Origin of the sequence: Flavobacterium psychroterrae, from assembly GCF_018380615.1 — a bacterium.
GTDB lineage: Bacteria > Bacteroidota > Bacteroidia > Flavobacteriales > Flavobacteriaceae > Flavobacterium > Flavobacterium psychroterrae.
Genome location: NZ_JAGYVZ010000002.1, coordinates 152,528 through 174,941, shown reverse-complemented (window position 1 = coordinate 174,941; position 22,414 = coordinate 152,528). Strand labels below are relative to the sequence as shown.

General features: G+C 33.1%; 17 protein-coding genes and 1 riboswitch. Of the genes, 3 read left to right on the top strand and 14 right to left on the bottom strand.

The genetic code is table 11. The features are described 5' to 3' along the window. Nucleotides 1-8: 8 nt before the first annotated feature. The gene (locus KHA90_RS02595; protein ID WP_213294894.1) at nt 9-911 is read right to left on the bottom strand and encodes a sulfite exporter TauE/SafE family protein; all 903 of its coding nucleotides are present in this window, start codon (nt 909-911) and stop codon (nt 9-11) included. Nucleotides 912-1,219: 308 nt separating this feature from the next. Here KHA90_RS02595 and KHA90_RS02590 point away from each other — a divergent pair, with 308 nt between their 5' ends. Next, nucleotides 1,220-2,002, top strand: coding sequence for a sulfite exporter TauE/SafE family protein (locus KHA90_RS02590; protein WP_213294891.1), 783 nt, complete (start codon nt 1,220-1,222; stop codon nt 2,000-2,002). A gap of 85 nt (nt 2,003-2,087) precedes the next feature. Here KHA90_RS02590 and KHA90_RS02585 read toward each other — a convergent pair whose 3' ends face one another. From KHA90_RS02585 to KHA90_RS02530, 12 genes are all read right to left on the bottom strand, one after another. After that, a complete protein-coding gene (locus KHA90_RS02585; protein WP_213294888.1) occupies nt 2,088-2,498 on the bottom strand; it encodes an RrF2 family transcriptional regulator in 411 nt (136 codons plus the stop codon). A gap of 206 nt (nt 2,499-2,704) precedes the next feature. Continuing rightward, nucleotides 2,705-3,232 (bottom strand): alpha/beta hydrolase, encoded by a 528-nt coding sequence (locus KHA90_RS02580; protein ID WP_213294885.1) that lies wholly within the window; start codon nt 3,230-3,232, stop codon nt 2,705-2,707. 104 nt (nt 3,233-3,336) lie between these two features. Continuing rightward, nucleotides 3,337-4,509, bottom strand: a complete 1,173-nt coding sequence (locus KHA90_RS02575) for a trans-sulfuration enzyme family protein (protein WP_213294883.1) — start codon at nt 4,507-4,509, stop codon at nt 3,337-3,339. A gap of 157 nt (nt 4,510-4,666) precedes the next feature. After that, a complete protein-coding gene (locus tag KHA90_RS02570; RefSeq protein ID WP_213294874.1) occupies nt 4,667-5,098 on the bottom strand; it encodes an OsmC family protein in 432 nt (143 codons plus the stop codon). 55 nt (nt 5,099-5,153) lie between these two features. Then, entirely contained in the window at nt 5,154-5,849 is a 696-nt protein-coding gene (locus KHA90_RS02565) for a hypothetical protein (RefSeq protein ID WP_213294868.1), read from the bottom strand. A 207-nt stretch (nt 5,850-6,056) separates the two neighbouring features. Next, on the bottom strand, nt 6,057-8,471 hold the full coding sequence (gene thrA, locus KHA90_RS02560) for a bifunctional aspartate kinase/homoserine dehydrogenase I (RefSeq protein ID WP_213294866.1): 2,415 nt from the start codon (nt 8,469-8,471) through the stop codon (nt 6,057-6,059). Between the two features lies 1 nt (nt 8,472). Beyond that, the gene (locus tag KHA90_RS02555; protein ID WP_213294864.1) at nt 8,473-9,462 is read right to left on the bottom strand and encodes an alpha/beta fold hydrolase; all 990 of its coding nucleotides are present in this window, start codon (nt 9,460-9,462) and stop codon (nt 8,473-8,475) included. 72 nt (nt 9,463-9,534) lie between these two features. Further along, nucleotides 9,535-9,643: riboswitch (SAM riboswitch) on the bottom strand. Between the two features lie 188 nt (nt 9,644-9,831). After that, entirely contained in the window at nt 9,832-10,035 is a 204-nt protein-coding gene (locus tag KHA90_RS02550; protein WP_213294862.1) for a hypothetical protein, read from the bottom strand. A gap of 612 nt (nt 10,036-10,647) precedes the next feature. Then, complete coding sequence (locus KHA90_RS02545; RefSeq protein ID WP_213294859.1) at nt 10,648-11,736, bottom strand: homoserine dehydrogenase family protein; 1,089 nt, start codon at nt 11,734-11,736, stop codon at nt 10,648-10,650. Nucleotides 11,737-11,966: 230 nt separating this feature from the next. Continuing rightward, a complete protein-coding gene (locus tag KHA90_RS02540) occupies nt 11,967-13,271 on the bottom strand; it encodes an O-acetylhomoserine aminocarboxypropyltransferase/cysteine synthase family protein (protein WP_213294856.1) in 1,305 nt (434 codons plus the stop codon). 108 nt (nt 13,272-13,379) lie between these two features. Continuing rightward, complete coding sequence (locus KHA90_RS02535) at nt 13,380-13,568, bottom strand: hypothetical protein (protein WP_213294852.1); 189 nt, start codon at nt 13,566-13,568, stop codon at nt 13,380-13,382. Between the two features lie 478 nt (nt 13,569-14,046). Beyond that, on the bottom strand, nt 14,047-16,893 hold the full coding sequence (locus tag KHA90_RS02530) for a TonB-dependent receptor plug domain-containing protein (protein ID WP_213294849.1): 2,847 nt from the start codon (nt 16,891-16,893) through the stop codon (nt 14,047-14,049). A 529-nt stretch (nt 16,894-17,422) separates the two neighbouring features. Between KHA90_RS02530 and metK the strand changes: the two genes are divergently transcribed. Continuing rightward, nucleotides 17,423-18,673, top strand: coding sequence for a methionine adenosyltransferase (gene metK / locus KHA90_RS02525; protein WP_213294846.1), 1,251 nt, complete (start codon nt 17,423-17,425; stop codon nt 18,671-18,673). Nucleotides 18,674-18,969: 296 nt separating this feature from the next. On the opposite strand, the gene KHA90_RS02520 is transcribed toward metK, so the two are convergent. Continuing rightward, a complete protein-coding gene (locus tag KHA90_RS02520) occupies nt 18,970-20,436 on the bottom strand; it encodes a M28 family metallopeptidase (protein ID WP_213294842.1) in 1,467 nt (488 codons plus the stop codon). Nucleotides 20,437-20,616: 180 nt separating this feature from the next. On the opposite strand from KHA90_RS02520, the gene KHA90_RS02515 reads away from it, so the two are divergent. After that, complete coding sequence (locus KHA90_RS02515) at nt 20,617-22,395, top strand: DUF4153 domain-containing protein (protein ID WP_213294839.1); 1,779 nt, start codon at nt 20,617-20,619, stop codon at nt 22,393-22,395. The last annotated feature ends 19 nt before the right edge of the window (nt 22,396-22,414 follow it).

Genomic DNA, 22,414 nt, shown 5'->3' with positions numbered 1-22,414 from the left:
AAAATCTATTACAATAATTTAGATAATGTTTTTAAACTCAATAATATAATTAAAATTCCAACTGCAATCATCATTGGTTTTCTTTGGATTTTGTTTACCAAATAAGCTCCAACCGGCGCTGCAATTACACCTCCTACAATTAATCCTATAATTACCTGCCAACCGTGGATTCCTCCAAAAAGCATGAAAGTGATTCCGCTTGCAAATGAAACTGCAAACTCTGCAGCATTTACAGAACCTATGGTATATCTTGGATTTCTTCCTCTTCCTAATAATGTCGAAGTTACGATTGGTCCCCAGCCTCCTCCGCCAACAGCATCCATAAAACCTCCAAAAGTGGCAAGAATTCCTAATTTCTTAGTTTTCTTTTTTACAATTGTTTTTTTTAATGCTTTTCTGATAATTATAATTGCCAAAACAATCATGTAAACTGCAATAAATGGCTTTATAACATCTCCACTTATAACATCAGATAATAAATAAGCTCCAATAATTGAACCTAAAACTCCTGGAATTAGTAAATTTTTTACCAGTTTTTTATTGATATTCCCAAATCGATGATGTGAAATTGCCGATGCACCTGTAGTAAACATTTCAGCAACGTGAACTCCTGTGCTGCTAATAACCGGTGGAACTCCGTAAGCTAATAAAAATGAAGTAGAAGTTGCTCCGTACCCCATTCCTAATGTTCCATCTACTAATTGCGCAAAAACACCTATCAGGAAAAAGGCTAAAAAATCCTCATTAAGACCTTCAATAAGTCCGTTCCAGGAAAAATCAGCATAATGATTGTATATTAATACCGTCAACAAGCCCACCAATAAAACAACAGGTATTGCCACCCATAATTTTTCTTTTAGTGCTGTATCAGACTTAAAATCAATACTGTTTATTTTTAATTCCTTCTCCATATCATAATGTTTCTTTTATTTTAAACCATTACCCTATCGGCTTAATAGATTACTACGCAAAATTACTACTTATTTCTAAATATCAAAGTAATATTTAATTTTTTTACATCTCTGGTGCTCTTTCATTTGACTTAAAAAGTACTTGAAGTAATTTCACAAATTACTTTAATAAGTTAAAATACGTAAATACCTATAATACAACCACATAACCTTATAATTGTCTTGATTATTAAAATACAATTTTAATGTCTACCACATCCATAGGATAATTATAAAATTGTTGTTATTTTTACCGCAAATATTTATACATGGATTTTCAAATAGGTCTTGTCATTGCAGGTTTGCTCGTAGGTTTTATAGTAGGTTTGACAGGTGTTGGAGGTGGTTCTTTAATGACTCCAATTTTATTATGGTTTGGAATTCCGCCAACAACAGCAGTAGGTACAGACTTATTATATGCTGCGTTCACTAAAATGGGAGGTGTATTTGTACACCATAAAAAAGGTAATATCAATTGGCAAATCACAGGCTGGCTTACTTTAGGAAGTGTTCCTGCAGCTTTACTGACTTTATGGATTTTGAATAGTATTAAAACAGATATTTCGACTATAAATGCCGTAATAAAATACAGTTTGGGCTGGGCATTACTTTTTACCTCGATTGCAATTTTATTTAAAAAGAAATTATTAGTTCTTTCTCAAAAACATGCCGGAGATCGATTTCATAGTGAGAGCCATACTCAAAATATGCTAACTATAGGAATTGGCGTGCTATTAGGCGCAACAGTAACATTGACTTCTATAGGCGCTGGTGCTTTAGGTACCGTTACTTTATTTTTTCTTTATCCGCTTTTGCCAACGCCACGTTTGGTAGGAACTGAGATTGCTCATGCGGTTCCTTTAACTCTTGTTGCGGGAATTGGACATGCCTCAATGGGAAATTTAGATTTACTTTTATTAGGCCAATTATTAATGGGATCGCTTCCAGGGATTTTTATAGGAAGTATGTTAAGCGGAAAAGTTCCTGATTTATTTCTTAGAAATGCTATAGCAATAATGCTTTTTATTGCCGGATATAAATTGATTTTTTAATTTCTCCACCATATAGATATAAGTTCATTTAATAAAAAGCGTTTAAAGCAACGCTTATATTACCTTATATGGTTCAAAATTTTCTTTAAAAAGCGATATCTGCCAAAGAGTTACTTTCTAATATCTTAAGCGTATTATCACGAACTTCCATCATTAAACGTCTTGCTGCACAAGTAGTTTCATCATCGCAATCGTCGCATCTTTCATAAAAATTATGACTTGCACAAGGAAGTAACGCAATTGGACCTTCAAGAATGCGATATACTTTTGCCATACTGATATCTTTGGGATCTTTTATCAGATAATAACCACCGCCTTTTCCTTTTTTAGCACCAAGGAAACCGGAATTCCTAAGTAAAAGCAAAATACTTTCTAAAAATTTTATCGAAATGTGTTCGCTTCTGGCAATCTCGGCAATTTGTACAGGCTCATTATTTTCTCTTCTTGCCAAATATGTTAAAGCTTTAATTCCGTATTTTGTTTTCTTTGAAAGCACTTATATCTATTTTAGATTTAGATTGTTAATTTTAGTCCCGAAACTCGCTTTCAGGAGAAGCTAAAATAACAACTGAATATTTTTCTGCAACAAAAATAAGCTTTTTGAACGAGAATAATAACAGAATGAAAAACTAAGTTCTACTAATTTAGTATAGTTTAAAAAATAATAGATTTTCAATGGATAAAATTTACAATCAAAAATTGTTATTGATGCAAAGTTTTAAAAATATCATCACAAATGAGCAATACATTATTTTCAATCATATACAATTGATGATCTTGATTTATAAGGATTTCACTTTCTAGATTTAAATTCAAAAACCATTTTGAGTTTGGTTTATTAGGATCTTTTTCTCCAAAATATAATTTTATAACGCTATTTGGAACTTCAAATTCATATCGCAATCTTGTTGACGAAACTGTAAATAGATTTGCAATATGCAGGCCTTTTAAAGACGCTTTCCAAGCAATGGTTCCTCCAATGCTAAATCCTAAAACAGTTGCTTCCTCAGTTTCAAGATGAAGTAAATTTTCAACAGCTTTATCAATTCCTCCGTTAAGAAATTGATTATGAATATCACTTTCGATAAAATTATCAGAATCAATATTTGCCAGTTCAAGAACATCATAATATTGAATTTCAAATTTAGATTTTAATAAATCTGTATAGCTTTTTAACCAATCTGGAGTTCCTCCAAATAAATCTGATAAAATAAGTAGTCTTGGTTCCATATAAAATTAACAATGATTGTCATTCTGAGCGAAGTCGAAGACGCACCAATTGGAACGTAAGCTTCGACTTCGCCTCAGCCTGACAAATAGATCATTAAAATAATTTAAGCAAGCGCTTGCTCTAAATCAGCAATTACATCTTTTACGGTTTCTAAACCTACAGAAACACGTACTAAACCTTGCGTAATACCAACTGCTAATTGATCTTCTTCAGATAATTTACTGTGTGTTGTTGAAGCCGGATGAGTTACAATTGATCTTGTGTCCCCAATATTAGCTGATAATGAGCACAATTTTATTTTGTCTAAAAATTTTCTTCCTGCTTCGATTCCGCCTTTAATTTCAAATGCAATTATGTTACCACCTAAAAGCATTTGCTTTTTAGCGATTTCATATTGTGGATGTGATTTCAGAAATGGATATTTCACACTATTCACATTTGGATGTGCTTCTAAAAATTCGGCCACTTTTAAGGCATTTTCGCAGTGTTTTTCAACACGAACTACTAAAGTTTCTAAGCTTTTTGATAAAATCCAGGCATTAAACGGAGATAAAGCCGGACCTGTATTTCTTGAAAACAAATAAATTTGTCTGATTAAATCTTCACTTCCAACGGTAACTCCGCCTAAAACACGTCCTTGTCCGTCAATTAATTTCGTAGCAGAATGTACTACTAAATGTGCTCCAAATTTTATGGGTTGCTGAATGTATGGCGTGGCAAAACAGTTGTCAATAATTAAAATCAAATTGTGCTTTTTTGCAATATCTCCCAACAATTGTAAATCAATTACATCAACACCAGGATTTGTTGGTGACTCTGCGTATAAAATTTTAGTATTTGGTTTAATTAAAGCTTCAATCGTTTCCGGTTTGTTGATTTCAAAATATGAAGTTTCAATATTCCATTTTGGAAAATAAGTCACAAACAACGCATGAGTTGAACCAAAAACGCTGCTTGCAGAAACGATGTGATCTCCTGCATTTAATAAAGCTGCAAATGTGGAATAAACTGCTGCCATTCCGGTTGCAAAAGCATAACCAGCTTCTGCACCTTCCATTTTGCAAATTTTATCTACAAATTCAGTCGTGTTTGGATTACTGAAACGACTGTAAATATTTCTTTCTTTTTCTTCTGTAAATGAAGCTCTCATATCTTCGGCATCTTCAAATACAAAGCTTGACGATAAGTATAGTGGCACCGAGTGCTCTAAATACTGAGATCTTTCTAATTGTGTTCTTATGGCTTGAGTTTCAAAACCAAGTTCTTGTTCGTTCATTTTTTTTTGTTTTAACACGAATTGCACCAATTGGCACTAATTCTCTTTTTTTAATTTCACAACACCCGCAAAAGAAACTCAGACATTCACTAAGAAATTAATGCAAGTGGTCGTGATACAATAAGTAAAATTGAAAATTATCAAATTATCAAATTGACTAATTTTCTAATTCTTTATTATTCAGGACAACTTTATATTTTATTGTCGCTGTTGGTTCTACCGTTTTGGCTACTGAACAATATTTCTCGAATGAAAGTTGTGCAGCACGATGTGCCTTTTCAGGGTTGATATCTCCTTCTAAATAAAAAACAACATTGATTTCTTTAAAAGGTTTTGCTTCGCCAATTTGTACGCGTTCTCCTTCAACCTCAGCGTTAAATGAGGTGATTTCCTGGCGTTGTTTTTTTAAAATCGAAATCATATCGATTGCGCTGCATCCTGCAACTCCCATCAATACTAATTCCATCGGACTTGCACCTAAATCGCTTCCGCCAAATTCGGCTCTGCTATCAACATCAACTACATGACCACGTTCATTTTTGAGTTTAAAATGAAACGCGTCGTTTACTCTGTTTAAGGTTACTTTCATGTTTTTTGTTTTATTGTATGCTATGAAACGAATTCCATAACAGATTAACCAGATTCTATTTTTTCTTTTTTGGAGTACTTTTTTTCTTAGTTTCTGCTTTTGCCGTCACTACAGGTTTGTTGCAGTCATTTTTTTCATATAATTCTACAAGTTTGTTTAACAAGGTAGGTTTCTTAAAATTTTCTGCATTTACAGCTTCTAAAAATTTAGGACAATCTTTAAATAAAAGTGCAGCGTGACTTCTAACAACTTTATCCATTCCAACATTAATTGACATCATATCAGATAGATAAAAAATAAAAAAGACGCCATCTTCCTTTTCTTTCCCCATGTAAAGTATTGTTCCACCACTGGAGCCCGTTGTTGTTCCATTAATTGCGTTGTAGCGCATAGTAGAGCGGACAGCATCAACTGCTAATTTTATTCCGTTTGAATAAGCAATATATAACCAGTACTTTTTTGTGCCTTGCTTGATCCCTTTTTCGCCTTTATCTGTGTGAATAAATAATCTTTCGGCTATAAATGAAGTTTCATCTTTGTCTGTATATTCTATTTTTTTAATTTCTGTACTTAAAATTTTTTCAGTATCGCCTTTTTCATCAAGTCTGAATTTTACTTTTGAATCATTTATTTCAACTAGTTCAGCAAATCCATTTTTAACCTCTCCATTTTCTAAGGTCAGTTTTGCTTTATAATATTTAGCCTGCATACTCATAGAAATTAGACAAAAAAGGACAATAATTTTCTTCATGTTATTTATTTGTTTCTGTTTTTTTTATTGTTTTGTAAATCTCACCATCTTGTCATTTCGAGGAACGAGAAATCGCACTCGAAATCCGTAAAGTAAAGTGTTAATCTTTGTCGAGTTTCTAGTGTGATTTCTCCTTACGACGAAATGACAAACTGGTGTCGATTTAGAAAAATCTAAAATCTGCACTCTAAAATCTAAAATCTTTTTTTACCCTTTATCTGATAATCTCAAAATATCACCAAATACACCTCTCGCTGTTACAGCAGAACCTGCACCGGCTCCCTGAATTACGATTGGACGATCTCCGTAAGATTCTGTGTAAATTTCGAAGAAAGAATCTGAACCTTTTAATCCGCCTAAGGCTGTGTCAGAAGGAACCGAAACTAATTTTACTTCCAGAATTCCTTTATCATTTTGTAAATCTCCAGACAATTCACCAATATATCTTAATACGTGATTTGGCTTTTGATCTGCTTTTATTTTCTCGTAAATTGGGTCGAATTTTTTTAGCTTAGTTAAGAAATCTGACACATTGCCTTCGCGTAAATGTTCCGGAATTAAATTCTGAATGGAGATTTCTTCAAACTCATTTTGCAAATCTAATTCTCTTGCCAAAATCAATAATTTTCTTCCCACATCATTTCCGCATAAATCCTCACGCGGGTCCGGTTCTGTGTATCCATTATCGATTGCTTCTTTCAGAATTTCGCTAAACGGAACGTCTTTTGCAGAAAAATTATTGAATAAATAACTTAATGTTCCGGAGAAAACTCCTTTTATTTTGGTGATATTTTCCCCAGAAAGGTGTAATAATTTTATAGTATCAATTAATGGTAAACCTGCACCAACATTGGTTTCATACAAATAATTCTTTTGATTATCTGCTAAGGACTTTCTCAGTTCTTTATAAAAACCGTAACTCAATGTATTAGCAACTTTATTAGAGGAAATCAAGTCAAAACTGCTTTCGATCAACGAAATGTAATTTTCTACGAAAGTGGCACTTGCCGTATTATCAATTGCAATTAAGTTTTCAAGATGATGTTGGTTTGCATAAGCAATTACATCATTGATCGTATATTCAAGTCCGTCTTGCTGAATGTCATTTCTCCAGTTTTGACTTACGCCATTTTTGTTTAAAAGTAATTTCTTAGAGTTCGCAATAGCAAAAACATTCAGTTTAATGTCTTTACGTTTTTCGATTGCTGCAGTCGATTCTAAAATCTGGTTGATTAAAGTTCCGCCCACTAATCCGTGACCAAAAATAGCGATGTTGATTTTCTTGGAAACTCCAAAAATCTCTCCGTGAATTACGTTTAACGCTTTATTAAGTTCTGATTTTTTAACCACCAAACTCACGTTTTTACCCGTAACAGTGTTGTTAAACAAAATTGGAACAATTTTATTTTTGATTAAAGCGGTATATGGTTTATGAAAAGTGCTTAAATCCTGACCGATAATCGAAATAACCGAAACATTATCAGTTACCGTAATTTGATTTACATCTTTAGAATAAAAATCATTTTCGAATTCTTTTTCTAATTCAATCATTGCCGTTGTAGCTTTATCTGTAGCAACAACCAACCCGATTCCTCTTTCTGACGAACCTTGCGAAATGATACTTACACTTATATTATGATCGCCCATTACCTTGAAAATTCGGGCATCAACGCCAGCTTTTCCAAGTAATCCGCGACCTTCAAGATTTACCAATGATAAATTCTCTAAAACCGAAAGTGTCTTAATTCCTTCTTTCGCCGAATCTGAAGTGATTAAAGTTCCGCGATTTTCATGATTGAATGTATTTAAAATACGTAACGGAATGTTTTTTTCTAATAGAGGAATTATCGTTTTGGCATGCAAAATTGTTGCTCCAAAATTCGCCAATTCATTCGCTTCGTTAAACGAAAGGAATTCGATTTTTTTGGCATCGGCAACTAAATCCGGATTTGCCGTGTAGATTCCGTCAACGTGTGTAAAGTTTTGAAGTTCTTCGGCATTTAAATAATTAGCAATTAGTGATGCTGTATAATTACTGCCGTTTCTGCCTAAAGTTGTAGTATCGTTATTATTGTTTGAGCCAATAAAACCGGTTACAATATTAACCGTTGAACCGTTATGCTGTTTAAAATAATTGACAACGTTTTTCTTAGAAAGTTGTTCTAAAGGCTGCGCATCTCCAAATTTTGAATCGGTTTTTATCAATTCTCTTGAATCAACAAAATTCGCAGGAATTCCTTTTTCTTTTAAAATTGCGGTTAATAATTTAGCCGAAAGCAATTCGCCTTTAGACAAAATCTGATCTTTAATTTTATTGCTATAGTCACCAATTAAACTAACTCCTTCAAAAAGTTTCTCTAAAATATTAAATTCTTCAGACAAATCTACCTGAGGATAATCTGAAATTTGATAGGTTTTGAAATTCTCAAATAATGGTTTGTAATTACCGTTTTTAGCGGCAAGTTTCAAAATATAATCTAATTCATCTGTTGCTTTTCCGCGAGCGGAAACTACAACTGCAATTTGTTCTCCTTGATTTACTTTATCAGAAATGATTGAAACTACTTTGTTAAGCCCTTCTCCGTTTGATAACGATTTACCACCAAATTTTAATATTTTCATTTTATTTTTCTATTGTTTCTGCCTTAAAAATATCGGCAAGTAAATGATCTAATTGTTTGTACTCGATTAAAAAAGCGTCATGTCCGTGAACGGAATCTATTTCGCTGTAAAAGACATTTTCTTTGAACTTTTTTAATTCATTAAAAGTTTCCCGATTTTCTTTTGGTGTAAAAAACAAATCAGAGTTGATTCCTATAATATGAATCGCTGCATTTGTTCTGGACATTAAAGTCTCGAAATCGTCACTATTTCTGGTAATATCTATGGTTTTCAGTAATTGGTTCATCAGTTTATATGATGCCAATTGGTATCTCATTTGTAATTTTTCGCCGTGATGCGCCAGCCAGCTTTCTATATTAAAAATCAAAAGTTGGTTATTGATCGTGCGTTGAAATTTTTCTTTGAATGATTCAGGAGAGCGGTAACACAACATGGCATGGATTCTGGCATCTTCAACCGGTCTTGAAGAATTGTTGAGGATTTGCTCTTGTAAATAACAATTAGCGATCATCCAGTCAGTCGATTTCCAGTCTGTTGCAATTGGAATCAGGTTTTGAGTGATGTTGGGTTCTAATGCAAGAATTTCCCAAGCGATTCCCCCGCCAACAGAACCGCCAATAATAGCATAAACCTGCTCGATTCTTAAGGCTTCAAGTCCTTTTATAAAAATGCGGGCAATATCTCTGGTTGTAAAGTCCTGATAATTTTGGATTATAAACGAATCATTTCCGTTTCCTGGAACGTCAAATGCCAATATGGTGTATCTGTGGGTATCGATTGTTTTTTCGTCGCCAATTAAATCATTCCACCAGCCATTTTCGCCTGTAACCAAAGAATTTCCGGTTAATGCGTGATTGACCAAAACGATAGGCGCACTAAATAATGGCAAACCAGAAATGGTAAAACTTAACGGTAATGAATGATATGATGCACCACTTTCTGTGATGAAATCATGAATTATAATGGGACTTGGTATATTTTCCAATTTCAAATCTTTTTATTATTGATTTGTATGTGGAAATATTAGAAAGAAAATACTAGAGTGAAACTAGAAAAATTCTTGTTGTTATCTTTCCACGTTTGGGCGTGGTAGAATGCAGCACCTTCTTCGATTTAACGAAGGGTTGCTAAGGATTCATCGGGTCTAATCCCTCGTCCTTTCTTTATAACATTTCAATACGTTTTTGAACTTAAAGGTGCAAATTAACTACTAATTTCTTAAACAAACAAATTTTATCGAAACTGATTCCTCATTTCCTTAAAGATAATTCAAACACAAACTCTTGTACGCAAAAAATTACCGAACAATTAGCCCAGTAAAATTAAGCAGGTATTCCCCTATTTTATGATACTTTTTGATTTAGATAAAAAGTGTTTCATTTTCTTTTGAATACATCAAAAACAATAATGAGTTTGGCTCTTTTTTTTCTGCTGTTTTATCTGCCTCGGTGATACCAAATCTTGGATGTACCAATTCATTTGTTGGCGGTGGCGGATTGTTTCTTTTGGTTCTTAAGTTTTTCAATGTAGAAAAAGTTTTTGTTATGTAGTTTAATTTGCTCATGATATTTAAGTTTATGTTAGTTTGTGTTTTATAATCTTTATTGTTTGTTTAATTTTTTGTTATGGCAACCAAATGGAATAAAAAAACCCTTTTGGACGTGAATACCAAAAGGGTTTAAGTTTTTAAAAACTTATATATACTTTTAGTATCAACAGACGCGTACACAAATACGTGCGACGTTAAACATCTTGTTCATCTGTAGGGATTTATTCATCTGTGATTTACTTGCTATTTTAAAAAATTCTTGCATTTGTTTTATTTTAATAAGCTTCTCGAAACTGTCGAAATATTTAAATCTATCCTTCTTTCAAAAATCAAAAAAGAAATAAAGCTGTATCAACTTTTGTTTCAGCTAACATAACTAATGTTAAAAAGTTAAGTTTTTTGTTTTTGCAGTTTGAGGTATTACAAATGTGCGAATATATTTTCAATTATGCAAGTGATGTTCAACACATTAATCATAAAAATCGTTAAAAAACACATTTTAAACGTTAAAAAACATCTTACAAAATTAACAATTAAACAATTGAGCGTTAAAACCTACAAAAAATTACACAACGAACTTTTCTGTTTCATTATATCAAAGAACAACTGACTACTATTTCAAACCACTTACAACCAAACTGCTTCTTTATTTTTAATTTTTTCAGCTACTTTCAAAATGTCAGTTATTATCCCTCTTGAAATGGCTTGTTTACATGCCGAAGCACTTTGAATCGCAATTGGAACATCTGCATAAGATTGTGTATAGATTTCAAAAATAGTATCCGAACCTTTTAATTGTCCAATTGCTGATGTAATGGGTTCTGAAACTAATTTGACTTCTAAGGTGCTTTTCTCTACATCAAATTCCCCAACATATCGCAATACATGATTATCTTTCTGAGTAATTTTGGCAATTTTAAAGTATTTGTCAATTGCTTCTTTATTAAGAATGCCGTTTTGCTCTAAATGTTCTTGTTTTATTAATGAATTGATTTTTATATCCGAAAGATCAAAATCCTTCCCGATTTCTCGCGTCAGAATCAGCAATTTTCTTGCTGTGTCATTTCCTGATAAATCTTCTTTGAAAGTCGAACGCATTAATCCAAGTAAACTTGCATCTTTTAAAAGAGAAGAAAAAGTAGCTTCTTCATTGGCAAATCGATTAAAGACATAACTCAGATTATCTGAAAAAACACCTCGTATTTTCGTGATTTTTTCGCCCGAATAATACAAATCTCTTAAGGTTTGCAATACTGGAAATCCCGTATCTACTGATGTTTCATATAAAAACTCTTTGTCGTATTTTTTTAGATTCGACCTGATTTCTTTATACAAATCGATTGGTAATGTATTGGCTTTTTTATTGACCGCTACAATATTAAATCCGTTTTCAATCAACGTATTATAATGATGAATCAGTTCGTCACTTGCCGTTGCATCAACCGCAATGAGGTTCTCAAATTCGTTTTCTTTGGCAAATTCAATAATATCCTTCACTTTAAACGGAACAGCCAATTCCAGAAAATTGGTTTCCCAGGCATATCCTACGCCTTCTTTCTCGAAAAAAGCTACTGTTGAATTTGTAATAATCGGAAAATGAAAATCGACGTTTCTACTTTCGAGAAAAAATTCCTGACTTTCGATAATTTGATTGATCAAAGTACTTCCGATATTTCCAATTCCAAAAAGGATGATATTTATTTTAAGCTTTGACATAATTTTTAATTTTATTGGGGGTGATTAAACCATATAAGTAATATAAGTTCATTTAATGTTATGAACGTTTATATTAGATGCACTACTGTGCGTCTCTACTAAACTGTGCGCCTCTACTGAAATGAACTTTACTTATATGGTAAAAAATATATGCTGTGTTTTTATAAAAAATCACCTCTAGCAGAACTCACGCTGCTAAAGGCAATTTTTCAAACAAAAAACAAAAAAACCTAATTTTTATTAACGCTATATTGCGATTGGGTAACGCTTGCGAAAGCGGCTTGCAAATCAGCTATTAAATCTTCGATATCTTCAATCCCCACAGAAAGTCGGACTAAATCTTTTGAAACGCCTGTTTCTAATTGATCTGTATCAGATAATTGTTGGTGGGTTGTACTTGCCGGGTGAATGATTAACGATTTTGTATCACCAATGTTCGCCAAAAGAGAGAATAGTTTTGTTTGGTCAACCACTTTTTTAGCAGCATCAAAACCACCTTTTAGTCCAAAAGTCACTACTCCGCTTTGCCCCTTTGGTAAATATTGCTGCGCTAAATCATAATATTTATTGGTTTTTAATCCAGGATAATTTACCCACACAACCTCATCTTGTTTTTCTAACCAAGAAGCTAAAGCCAAAGCATTTTCGCTGTGTTTCTGGATTCTAATTGGTAAGGTTTCTAATCCCTGAATGATTTGAAAAGCATTAAACGGACTTAAAGCTGCACCAAAATCACGCAACCCTTCGATTCTTGCTTTTGCTATAAAAGCAGCATTTCCTAAAGCTTCATGATATACCAATCCGTGATATCCTGCAGAAGGTTCTGTAAATTCAGGGAATTTTCCGTTTGACCAGTCAAAATTTCCTGCATCAATGATAACGCCTCCTAAAGAAGTTCCGTTTCCTGAAATATATTTGGTTAAAGAGTGAATTACGATATCTGCTCCGTATTGAATTGGATTCAATAAATAAGGAGTAGCAACCGTATTGTCAACAATAAAAGGTACTTTAAAGTTTTTGGCTTCCGCCGAAATTCCTTTTAAGTCTAATACATCTAATTTTGGATTTCCCAAAGATTCTACAAAAAAGGCTCTTGTATTTTCTTTGGCGGCTTTTGTGAAATTTTCCGGTTGAGACGGATCTACAAAAGTGGTTGTAATTCCTAAACGAGGTAAAGTTACATTTAGTAAATTATAAGTTCCTCCGTATAAACTATTTGAAGCTACAATATGATCGCCCGCTTTTAGCAAAGTCAGGAAAGTAGTCGAAATTGCAGATGCTCCAGATGCGGTGACAACTGCTCCAATTCCGCCTTCAAGCGTGGCAAGACGCTGTTCTAAAACGTCATTTGTTGGATTGTTTAATCTTGTGTAGATGAATCCGGCTTCGGCAAGACCAAATAAATTGGCAGCATGATCTGAATCGTTAAATACATATGATGATGTCTGGTAAATAGGCACTGCTCTTGTTCCTGCGTTTTTAGTAACATCGTGTCCTGCGTGTAGTGCGTTTGTTGCAAATTTTTGTGTGCTCATGATTCTTAGTTTTTTAAATATTGTTAATACTTTATATTGTGTAATTGAAATTTAAAATTGCAATTGATACTGTTATTGTAATTGATTTTTGAAATTGTAATTAATGATTTATGCAAAGAAATCTTCTGCTTCTTCTTCAAGATCATACATTTGAAAAAGTAATGATTTTTGACTTTTTATATTTTGCTCTGCATTTATTCTATTAACTTCTCTTGATATCTCGTCTGATGTATTACTATTTTTTTGAGAATCATTTCTCAATAAATACTCTATTGCAATTGAATTTAATGTTTTCATAATTTGAATTTTAAAAGTTTGGAAATAAAAAAAGCCCTTTCGGATGGCTACCAAAAGGGCTTATAGTTCTAACTATAACAAAGATTTACTCTTTCACTTTTGGCAACAGCGATTTGGGATGCACATTTGCATCATCTCACAACATATACTCATATTATTCGCTATTGTTTTCATTTTCATTTTATTTAAATTAATTCTCTTTTTTAAACTCGACTAATTTGATAGAGTAAATATAGAAACTATTTTTAGATCTACCAAATCAAAAACTGACATTTAACATTAAAAAGTTTTTATTGCTTGTAAACACAAGTGTTTTTATTTTTTTGCCCACGGATTTACGGGTTTGAACTGGTTAACACGGATTTTTTTATTTTTCACTATCTACTTAAAAAATTGCCACAGATTATAAAGGGTTAGTGATTAAAAATCTGTGCAAATCCGTTCAATCCGTTTTAATCTGTGGGCAATTTTTATATTTTTAAAATTTGAAACTTAATCTGGCAAAGCCAAATCTTCCGTTTAATCCAAATTGTGAAACCGCTCTTGAATACGCAAACTGATTCGCATTTGTTAAATCTACGCTTGGTGCAGGGGACAACGTTGGCGTTGTATTTGTAAATGCCGGCGTTGAAGGATTATTTCTGTCCGGATAAACATCTCCTATATTATTAAACCCAACTGTTAGTCTGAACTTTTCGTTGATTTGATATCCAAAAGATAAATCAGTAACCAATTTTGCGCTATATACAGGATGTTCGTAAACTGATGATGATCCGTCTAAATTTACATCTGTTGCTCCCGGATCTGTAACTTCTCCGAAATAACTGTTTCTTAAATAAATATCCAGTTTTTTAATATTGAAAGTCGTCGTTAAATTCGCTTTCAATTTCGGAATCGCTTCTTCTAAATAAATTCGGCTTGACTCAGGGAAAAATGAATATTTGTAAGCATCTCCACCCGCATCAATAATAGATTGCGGAACATTTAAATCCCCCACTCTTTTAGTTGTATTGTAACTTAAAGCAAAATCGTTTCTTATAGTGAAATCCTGAATAACATCGTATTTTTGAGATATTACTACATCAATTCCTTTTGTTTCAGAGTTGATTCCGTTAGTCCAGAACGAAGCTCTCTCTACTCCTTTTAAATCAAATGCCTGTTGAAATAATGTCAACGCTTCTCCTTGTGCCGGCGATGTTGCTCCGCTTATTTGCGCATCTGTTGGTCTTGAATATTGTCCGGTTAAAACTACTCTATCGTCGATTCTTGTAAAATAAGCATCAGTTGCAATGGTGATATTTGCTTCAGGAATTTTGAATGTAAATCCTGTACTGATACTTTTTGATTTTTCAGGTTTTAAATTTTCAACTCCAATACTTTTTGCCGCTTGCGAATCATTCGTAAAATAACCTACCTGATAAGGAGATCCGTTGATGAACTGAGTCGAACTTGCTTCAAAATATTTTTGCTGTAATGATGGTGCTCTAAAACCTGTTTGTCCCGAAATTCTCCAATTGATATTATCATTTATTTTTACAAGAGATGCCAGTTTAAAAATTAAGGTGCTCCCGAAATCTGAATAATTCTCATAACGAACAGCTCCGTTTAAAAGCCAGTTTTTAGTCGCATTTAATTCTAAATCAACATAAGCAGCGCCACTTTTTCTGTCTTTTTCTTTAGCATCTGTTGGTTGAAATCCTGAAAAACCTTGTGCTCCTGCACCACGTTTATTTCCGAAAAAATCAGTAACAATTAATGGAGAAGTACTTGGCAATAATCCCGGAACTACATTTCCATTTGTGTCATATAATCCGTACGAAGCTTCTTCTCCTTGTTTTATCTGATAATTTTCATATCTGAATTCTCCACCAAAAGCAAGATTTAATCCTTCTAAAACATCCAGCATTTTACTTAAATCTAAATTAGTTGTACTTTGCAAAAACGAAACTTTACCAGCATCAAAACTTGAAGGAGAATTGGTTCCTAAAGTCGCATTTATCGTATTATTTACATCATATTGAAAAGAGTTTGTCCCCAGATTTGTACTAAGATCAGTATCAAAACCAAATAATTCTGTTGTAACTCCTACCGCAGATGAAGCATCTAAAATATCAGATTGAATTTCCGGCAGGAATCCGTTTTCATATACTTGCGTGAAAGTTCCGGACCCGTTTGGCAATCTGTTAAAAGCATACGATTTTCCATTTCTATAGGAAACTCCTCCAAAAGAGTACAAAGAAGTAGTTTCGGTCAAAGGATATTTTGTATTATAATACAATTGTCCTGATGCCAGTTCTGACTGACCAACACTCATATTATAATCGCTTCTCTCTTGTCCTCTATATGCGATTTCATTATTGGTTACATCAAAATTTAAAGCCGTTTGCATTTGAGCAAGTGTTGTCGCCGATGAAATTGCAGTTTGTTGTGCCGGTGTAAAATAACTCACCTGTGGCGCATATTGCTGTAATGAACTTATAATTTGTGCTGAATTTGGTGTGTTATTAATATTGCTAAACAATGAATTAATTGCAACGCCATTTTGAGCAGCTCTGTTTTCGACAGCATTGTAAGCATTAAAAACACCATTGTTTCTAATTCCTGCACGGCTTGTTGCTTGTCTCGTTACGGCGCTTCCGGTAACATTCAGGAAACTTCCTGCTTTACCTAATGATGTTCCGTAATTAAGATCTACTTGTAAAGTTTGTCCATCGGCTCCGCCTTTGAAATTATTTGATCCTGAAGATAAATTGGTTCCGTACTGAATTCCTCCTGAAATAAAATTGGCATTCTTTTTCAATACAATATTAATAACTCCTGCAATTGCATCAGAACCGTATTGCGCTGCTGCACCGTCACGTAAAACTTCGATTCTTTCGATGGCAAATGACGGAATCGCATTTAAATCTGTTCCTACAGATCCTCTTCCCGGTGATCCGTTAATATTAACTAATGCACTTGAATGTCTTCGTTTTCCGTTTACCAATATCAAAACCTGATCTGGTCCTAAACCTCTTAATTGTGCCGGATCAACGTGATCTGTAGCATCTGCGGTTGAAGTTGCATTACTTGTAAAGGATGGCGCAACATAATTTAAAATCTGAGTAACGCTTGTTTGCGGAGAACCTTTTGTAATTTCAGAGATATTAAAAACATCTACAGGAACTGGAACATCGGTTTTTACACGGTTTTTACTTCTGGATCCTACTATAGTAACTTCTGATAATTCGTTATTTTTTAAGCTGTCTTGCTCTTTTTTATTTTCCTGAGCATAAACGCCCGAAATTGTCAAAAGACCTAATGCTAGTAATACATTTTTTTTCATTGCTTTTTTTCTGATTGATTATTATTTTGGTTTGAAAAGTGATTTGATTTTGAGCTTTTTGCAAATAAAAAAGCCTCTGCGGTTGGCAGAGGCTCTATATATATTTTTGAAAAAAAACTACAATAGTGTCTCTGCGGAAGGCTCCGGCATTATACAAGACATATTGCAAACAGTTAATTTCATCTTTTCTTTTATTTTGATGGGGCAAATTTGCAAACAATTTTTTAATCGACCAAACAAAAACAGAAATAATTTCTATTACCCTATCGAAATAGTATGTTATGTTAAATTTCTGCATATAAAATTAAAAAAAAGAGAACTTTAATTTGCAAATCAAAATGGTTTTATACCTTTGCACCCGAATACAGAGGAAAAATTTGAACTGATTGCAACCTCTTCATAATGAAATGGTTCGTTATGAATACTGAAGAATTTAATTTCGGTAGTAAAAAATGCTAAAGCAGATATTCTCCTTTAGCCCTTTTTAAGCAATTTTTTTCCTCACTTAATTTTAATTTAATAAATTATTATGGCTTATTTATTTACGTCAGAATCTGTTAGTGAAGGGCATCCAGACAAAGTTGCAGATCAAATTTCGGATGCATTAATTGATAACTTTTTGGCATTTGATGCTGACTCAAAAGTAGCTTGTGAAACTCTTGTTACTACAGGTCAGGTAATTTTAGCTGGTGAAGTAAAATCGAATACCTATCTTGATGTGCAGCAAATTGCGCGCGATGTAATCCGTAAAATTGGATATACAAAAAGCGAGTATATGTTTGAGGCAAATTCTTGTGGGATTCTTTCTGCAATTCATGAGCAATCAGCAGATATTAATCAAGGGGTTGACAGAGCTAAGCCAGAAGAGCAAGGTGCAGGAGATCAGGGAATGATGTTTGGTTACGCAACTAACGAAACTGAAAACTACATGCCATTGGCACTTGATTTATCTCATAAATTATTACAGGAATTAGCAATTTTAAGACGTGAAAACAGTGAAATCACTTATTTACGTCCTGATGCAAAATCGCAGGTAACTTTAGAGTACAGTGATGATAATAAACCAACTCGTATTGATGCGATTGTAATCTCAACTCAACATGATGATTTTGATGAAGAAGCTACAATGCTTGCTAAAATCAAAAAGGATATTATTGATATTTTGATTCCAAGAATTATTGCTAAAAATCCAACTCACGCGCATTTATTCAATGATAAAATCAACTACCATATTAACCCAACAGGAAAATTCGTTATTGGAGGACCTCACGGAGATACTGGTTTAACAGGAAGAAAAATTATTGTTGATACTTACGGTGGAAAAGGTGCTCACGGTGGTGGTGCATTCTCTGGAAAAGATCCAAGTAAAGTGGATAGAAGTGCTGCTTATGCTACACGTCATATCGCTAAAAACTTAGTTGCTGCTGGTGTTGCTGATGAGATTTTAGTTCAGGTTTCTTACGCAATTGGAGTTGCTGAACCAATGGGTATTTTCATTGATACTTACGGAACTGCAAAAGTAAACTTAACTAACGGTGAAATCGCTAAAAAAGTAGAAGCTATTTTTGATATGCGTCCTTACTTTATCGAGCAACGTTTGAAATTAAGAAATCCTATTTATAGTGAAACTGCTGCTTACGGACACATGGGACGTACTCCAGAAGTTGTAACTAAAACTTTTTCGGCTCCAGGCGGACATGTAAAAACTGTTACTGTTGAGTTGTTTACATGGGAAAAACTTGATTTTGTTGACAAAGTAAAAGCTGAATTTGGATTGTAAATTTAGATTATTAGACTACTTAGATTGTTAGATTTTTTGACAACTAGTTACTCTTAAACATAAAAAAAAGGCTGTCTATTTATTTTGAACAGCCTTTTTTTTTAGTGAATTTTATGATTTTGTACTATTTAAATCTGTTTGTTATTTCAACGCAGATGAAACCGATTCGCTATCGCGAAAACGCGGATAAAAACGGATTTTTCAAATATAAAATCAGTTTTTATCCGTGTCTTACGAAGTAAATCGGTTTCATCCGCGTCTAAATTTCAATCCCAATATAAAATCGGTAAAATCCCTTATCGCTCTAATTGTACATTTGGTAATGTTTTAGGACGCGTTGCATCGTTAGATAAAATCCAACCTGTGCGGTACATCCATTCTGTCATTTTGTGCAATTTTACGAAGTCAATGTTTTCAGATTCATCCATTGGCGTGTGATATTGACTGTGCAAAACACTAGTATAGAAAACTGATGGAATTCCTCTTTTTGCATACGGTAAATGATCTGAACGGAAGTAAAAATACTCAGGATGTTCCGGTCTGTCCCAAAGTTTATCCAAGTCAAATTTAGGACCTTCGTCATTTGCTCTTTTGGCAATAGCCACTAAATCAGATGAGTTTTCATGAGGAGAACTAGAACCTAAAAGCGCTGCCTGGTTTACATTATTTCTACCAATCATATCTCCGTTTAGTACTGCAATAATATTTTTTTCGGGAACTGTTGAGTGCGATGCATACCATCTTGAACCTAACAATCCACGCTCTTCTGAACCGTGAAATACAAATAAAGCAGTTCTTTTTCCAGGTTGTTTTTTATATGCTCTTGCAATAGCTAACATTGCCACACAAGTACTTGCATTATCATCAGCTCCGTTATAAATAGAGTCTTTTCCGTATTTTTGTCTTACACCATCGTGATCCTGATGTCCGCTAAAAAGAACATATTCATCTTTTAATTTAGGATCAGTTCCTGCAATTGTACCCACAATGTTTACTGATGGATATTTATATGTTTCAGAAATAACTTCGGTAGATAAAAGATCTTTAGTCGTTTTTAAATACTCTAATTGATCATTATGCACCCAAAAAACCGGCATTGTTGCTCCAATTTTATCTCTCAAACCTTCAATTCCGTAAACACCTCTTGTCATTTGTGGTTCAACCTGCGACCAGCTTTCTTCTGCTAATGCATCAGCTACCATAATTAATGCCGTGGCTCCTTTTTTAACTACAAGATCATAATATTTGTTTCTGACAAGACCAGGATAACGTCTGTCAAACAGCGAAATATCATCTGCAATTCCTTGTTTTGAAGCTAAAATAACAACTGCTTTTCCTTTGATATCTGCTTTTTCAATTTCTTCTTTTGTTGCAGCTCCTAAATAAATTAAAGATGCATCAACTTTTATATTTGTTGTTTCTGCTACCAGAACATCTTTCCACAATTTAAATTCTTTTTGTCCAATTTTAAATTTTGTGTTTGAAGTTACCTGATGCCTGTACATATCAAAAAACTGAAAGTAAGTTCCATCATCACCTGCCGGAGCCATTCCTGCTTCTTTGGCTTTATTTGCCAGCCACATCGATACCTTTAACTCGTCTAAAGTTCCTGCTTCACGACCATTAAAATGATCTCCAGCCATCTGGTACATATCTGTCTTAAGGTCTTTATCTGTAATTGCTGAAACTAGCGGTTTTTTAATTGCCTGCGAGAAAACTACTCCTCCACAAGCAAGTAAAACGAGGATCATTTTATTTTTCATACGTTTTAATTTAGTAACCCAAACTTACTAATTTATAGAGAAAAAATCGCCTGTTTGTAATTGAAATAGTACTGAAATGTAAATTCAATAAAATGATTCCAACATTTTTTTATCATTATTACTTTTATTTGGTTATCTCTCACAATTTACCTTTCTTAGTACAATATAACTGATTAAAAAATGAGCCGACTTCCTTCGTTACAAAACGTTCTAAACGCAACACTAAAAACAGTTTTAAGATTTCCGTTAGAAACCATAACCACGGTTTTAGGAACTATTATAGCCATTATTCTTAATGAAAAAGAATATAACGACCCGAATAAAGAACTTTACGAGAAAGCTTTAATGAGTTGTTCTTTATGTTTGGTTTTATTTCTTTCTGTGAGTTTGTATTTCTTAGCTTCAAAAAAGAGCAATCTTTTGCGTTTGCTAACGAGTTTAGCACTTGGAAGCCTTATTATTCTTTTTGTTTTTAATTTTCACAAAAACGTCACCGATCTCGAAATACAACAATTTTTTGTTCTTAATATTGCATTGCATTTATTAGTTTCGTTTGCCGGTTTTATACCCAGAAAGTATAATCAGGATGAATTTTGGGAATTCAACAAACAACTTTTTCTCAGGATTTTAACTGCGGGATTATATAGCGTTGTACTTTATTCCGGTTTGGCATTGGCAATATTAGCGATTGATAAATTATTCAAGGTTGAATTTTACAATCATATTTATTTCCATGTCTTTTTTGTGATTGCAGGAATCTTTAATACTATTTTCTTTTTAAACGGAGTTCCTGAAACTAATAATAGCGAAGATCCTTTAGTTTTAAATTATCCAAAAGGTCTTAAAAACTTCACTCAATATGTTTTATTGCCGCTTATAAGTCTGTATTTGGTGATTTTAATATGTTATGAAGCTAAAATCCTGGTAACACTTTCTTTGCCTGTTGGCTGGGTTTCTTACCTTGTTTTGGTATTTGCCATTTTCGGCATTTTATCTTTTTTATTAGTTCATCCTATTGCGACTGAAACTAATAATTTATGGATGCGAACATTCAGTCGCTGGTTTTATTTTCTTTTGATTCCGTTATTGGGATTGCTGTTTTGGGCAATTTTGTACAGAATCAATCTTTATGGATTTACGAATGAACGTTATTATGTTTTACTATTATCGATTTGGTTGTGTATTGTTGTGGCTTATTTTTTAATCCAAAAACAGCCAAAAATCAAGTTTATTCCAATAAGTATGTGTTTGGCAGGATTGTTTTCAATTGTTGGTCCGCAAAGTGCTAATTCTATTTCAAAAATCAGCCAGTTATCCCGTTTTGAAACTTTTATGCAAAATACACATCATAAAAAACTTTCTTTTAAAGAAGAGCAGGATTTAAGTAGTATTGTTTCTTTTTTAGAAAATAATTATGGTGTAGAAGTTATGATTCCATATGCGAAAAACAAACTAGACGCACTTCTTAAAAAAGACAAAGATCCCGGCGATTATAAAATAATGGAAGCCTTGGGTTATGAATACAGAGCTTCATATGACAGAGAAGATAAAAACAAAAACGAATTTTATTACTATTATTATGAAAACGACCAAAACGTTATAGAAAACATTCACGGATATGATATGTCGTTTAATCTTTCTTCATACGAGAAAAATTTTGAATGTAAAGATTGCTTAACAATTGAAAATAAAAGTTATTCGCTAAAATCTACAGTTGTTGATTCTGGTTTTACGCTACAAATTAACCAAGAGATTATTCCGCTGCCAATTACCGATTTTGTGAATAAAAATCCTGAGTTTGACCGAAACTCGAACGTAAATAAAAAAATAATTCAGAATGTAGAAACTCCTAAATATAAAATAGTGATTTCTTATCTTAATACAAATGGTAAAATTGTAAAAAACAAAAAAGTATTAAACAATTACAATATAAAAGTTCTGGTAAAAATCAAAAACTAGAAAAAAAGCCTTTGAATTA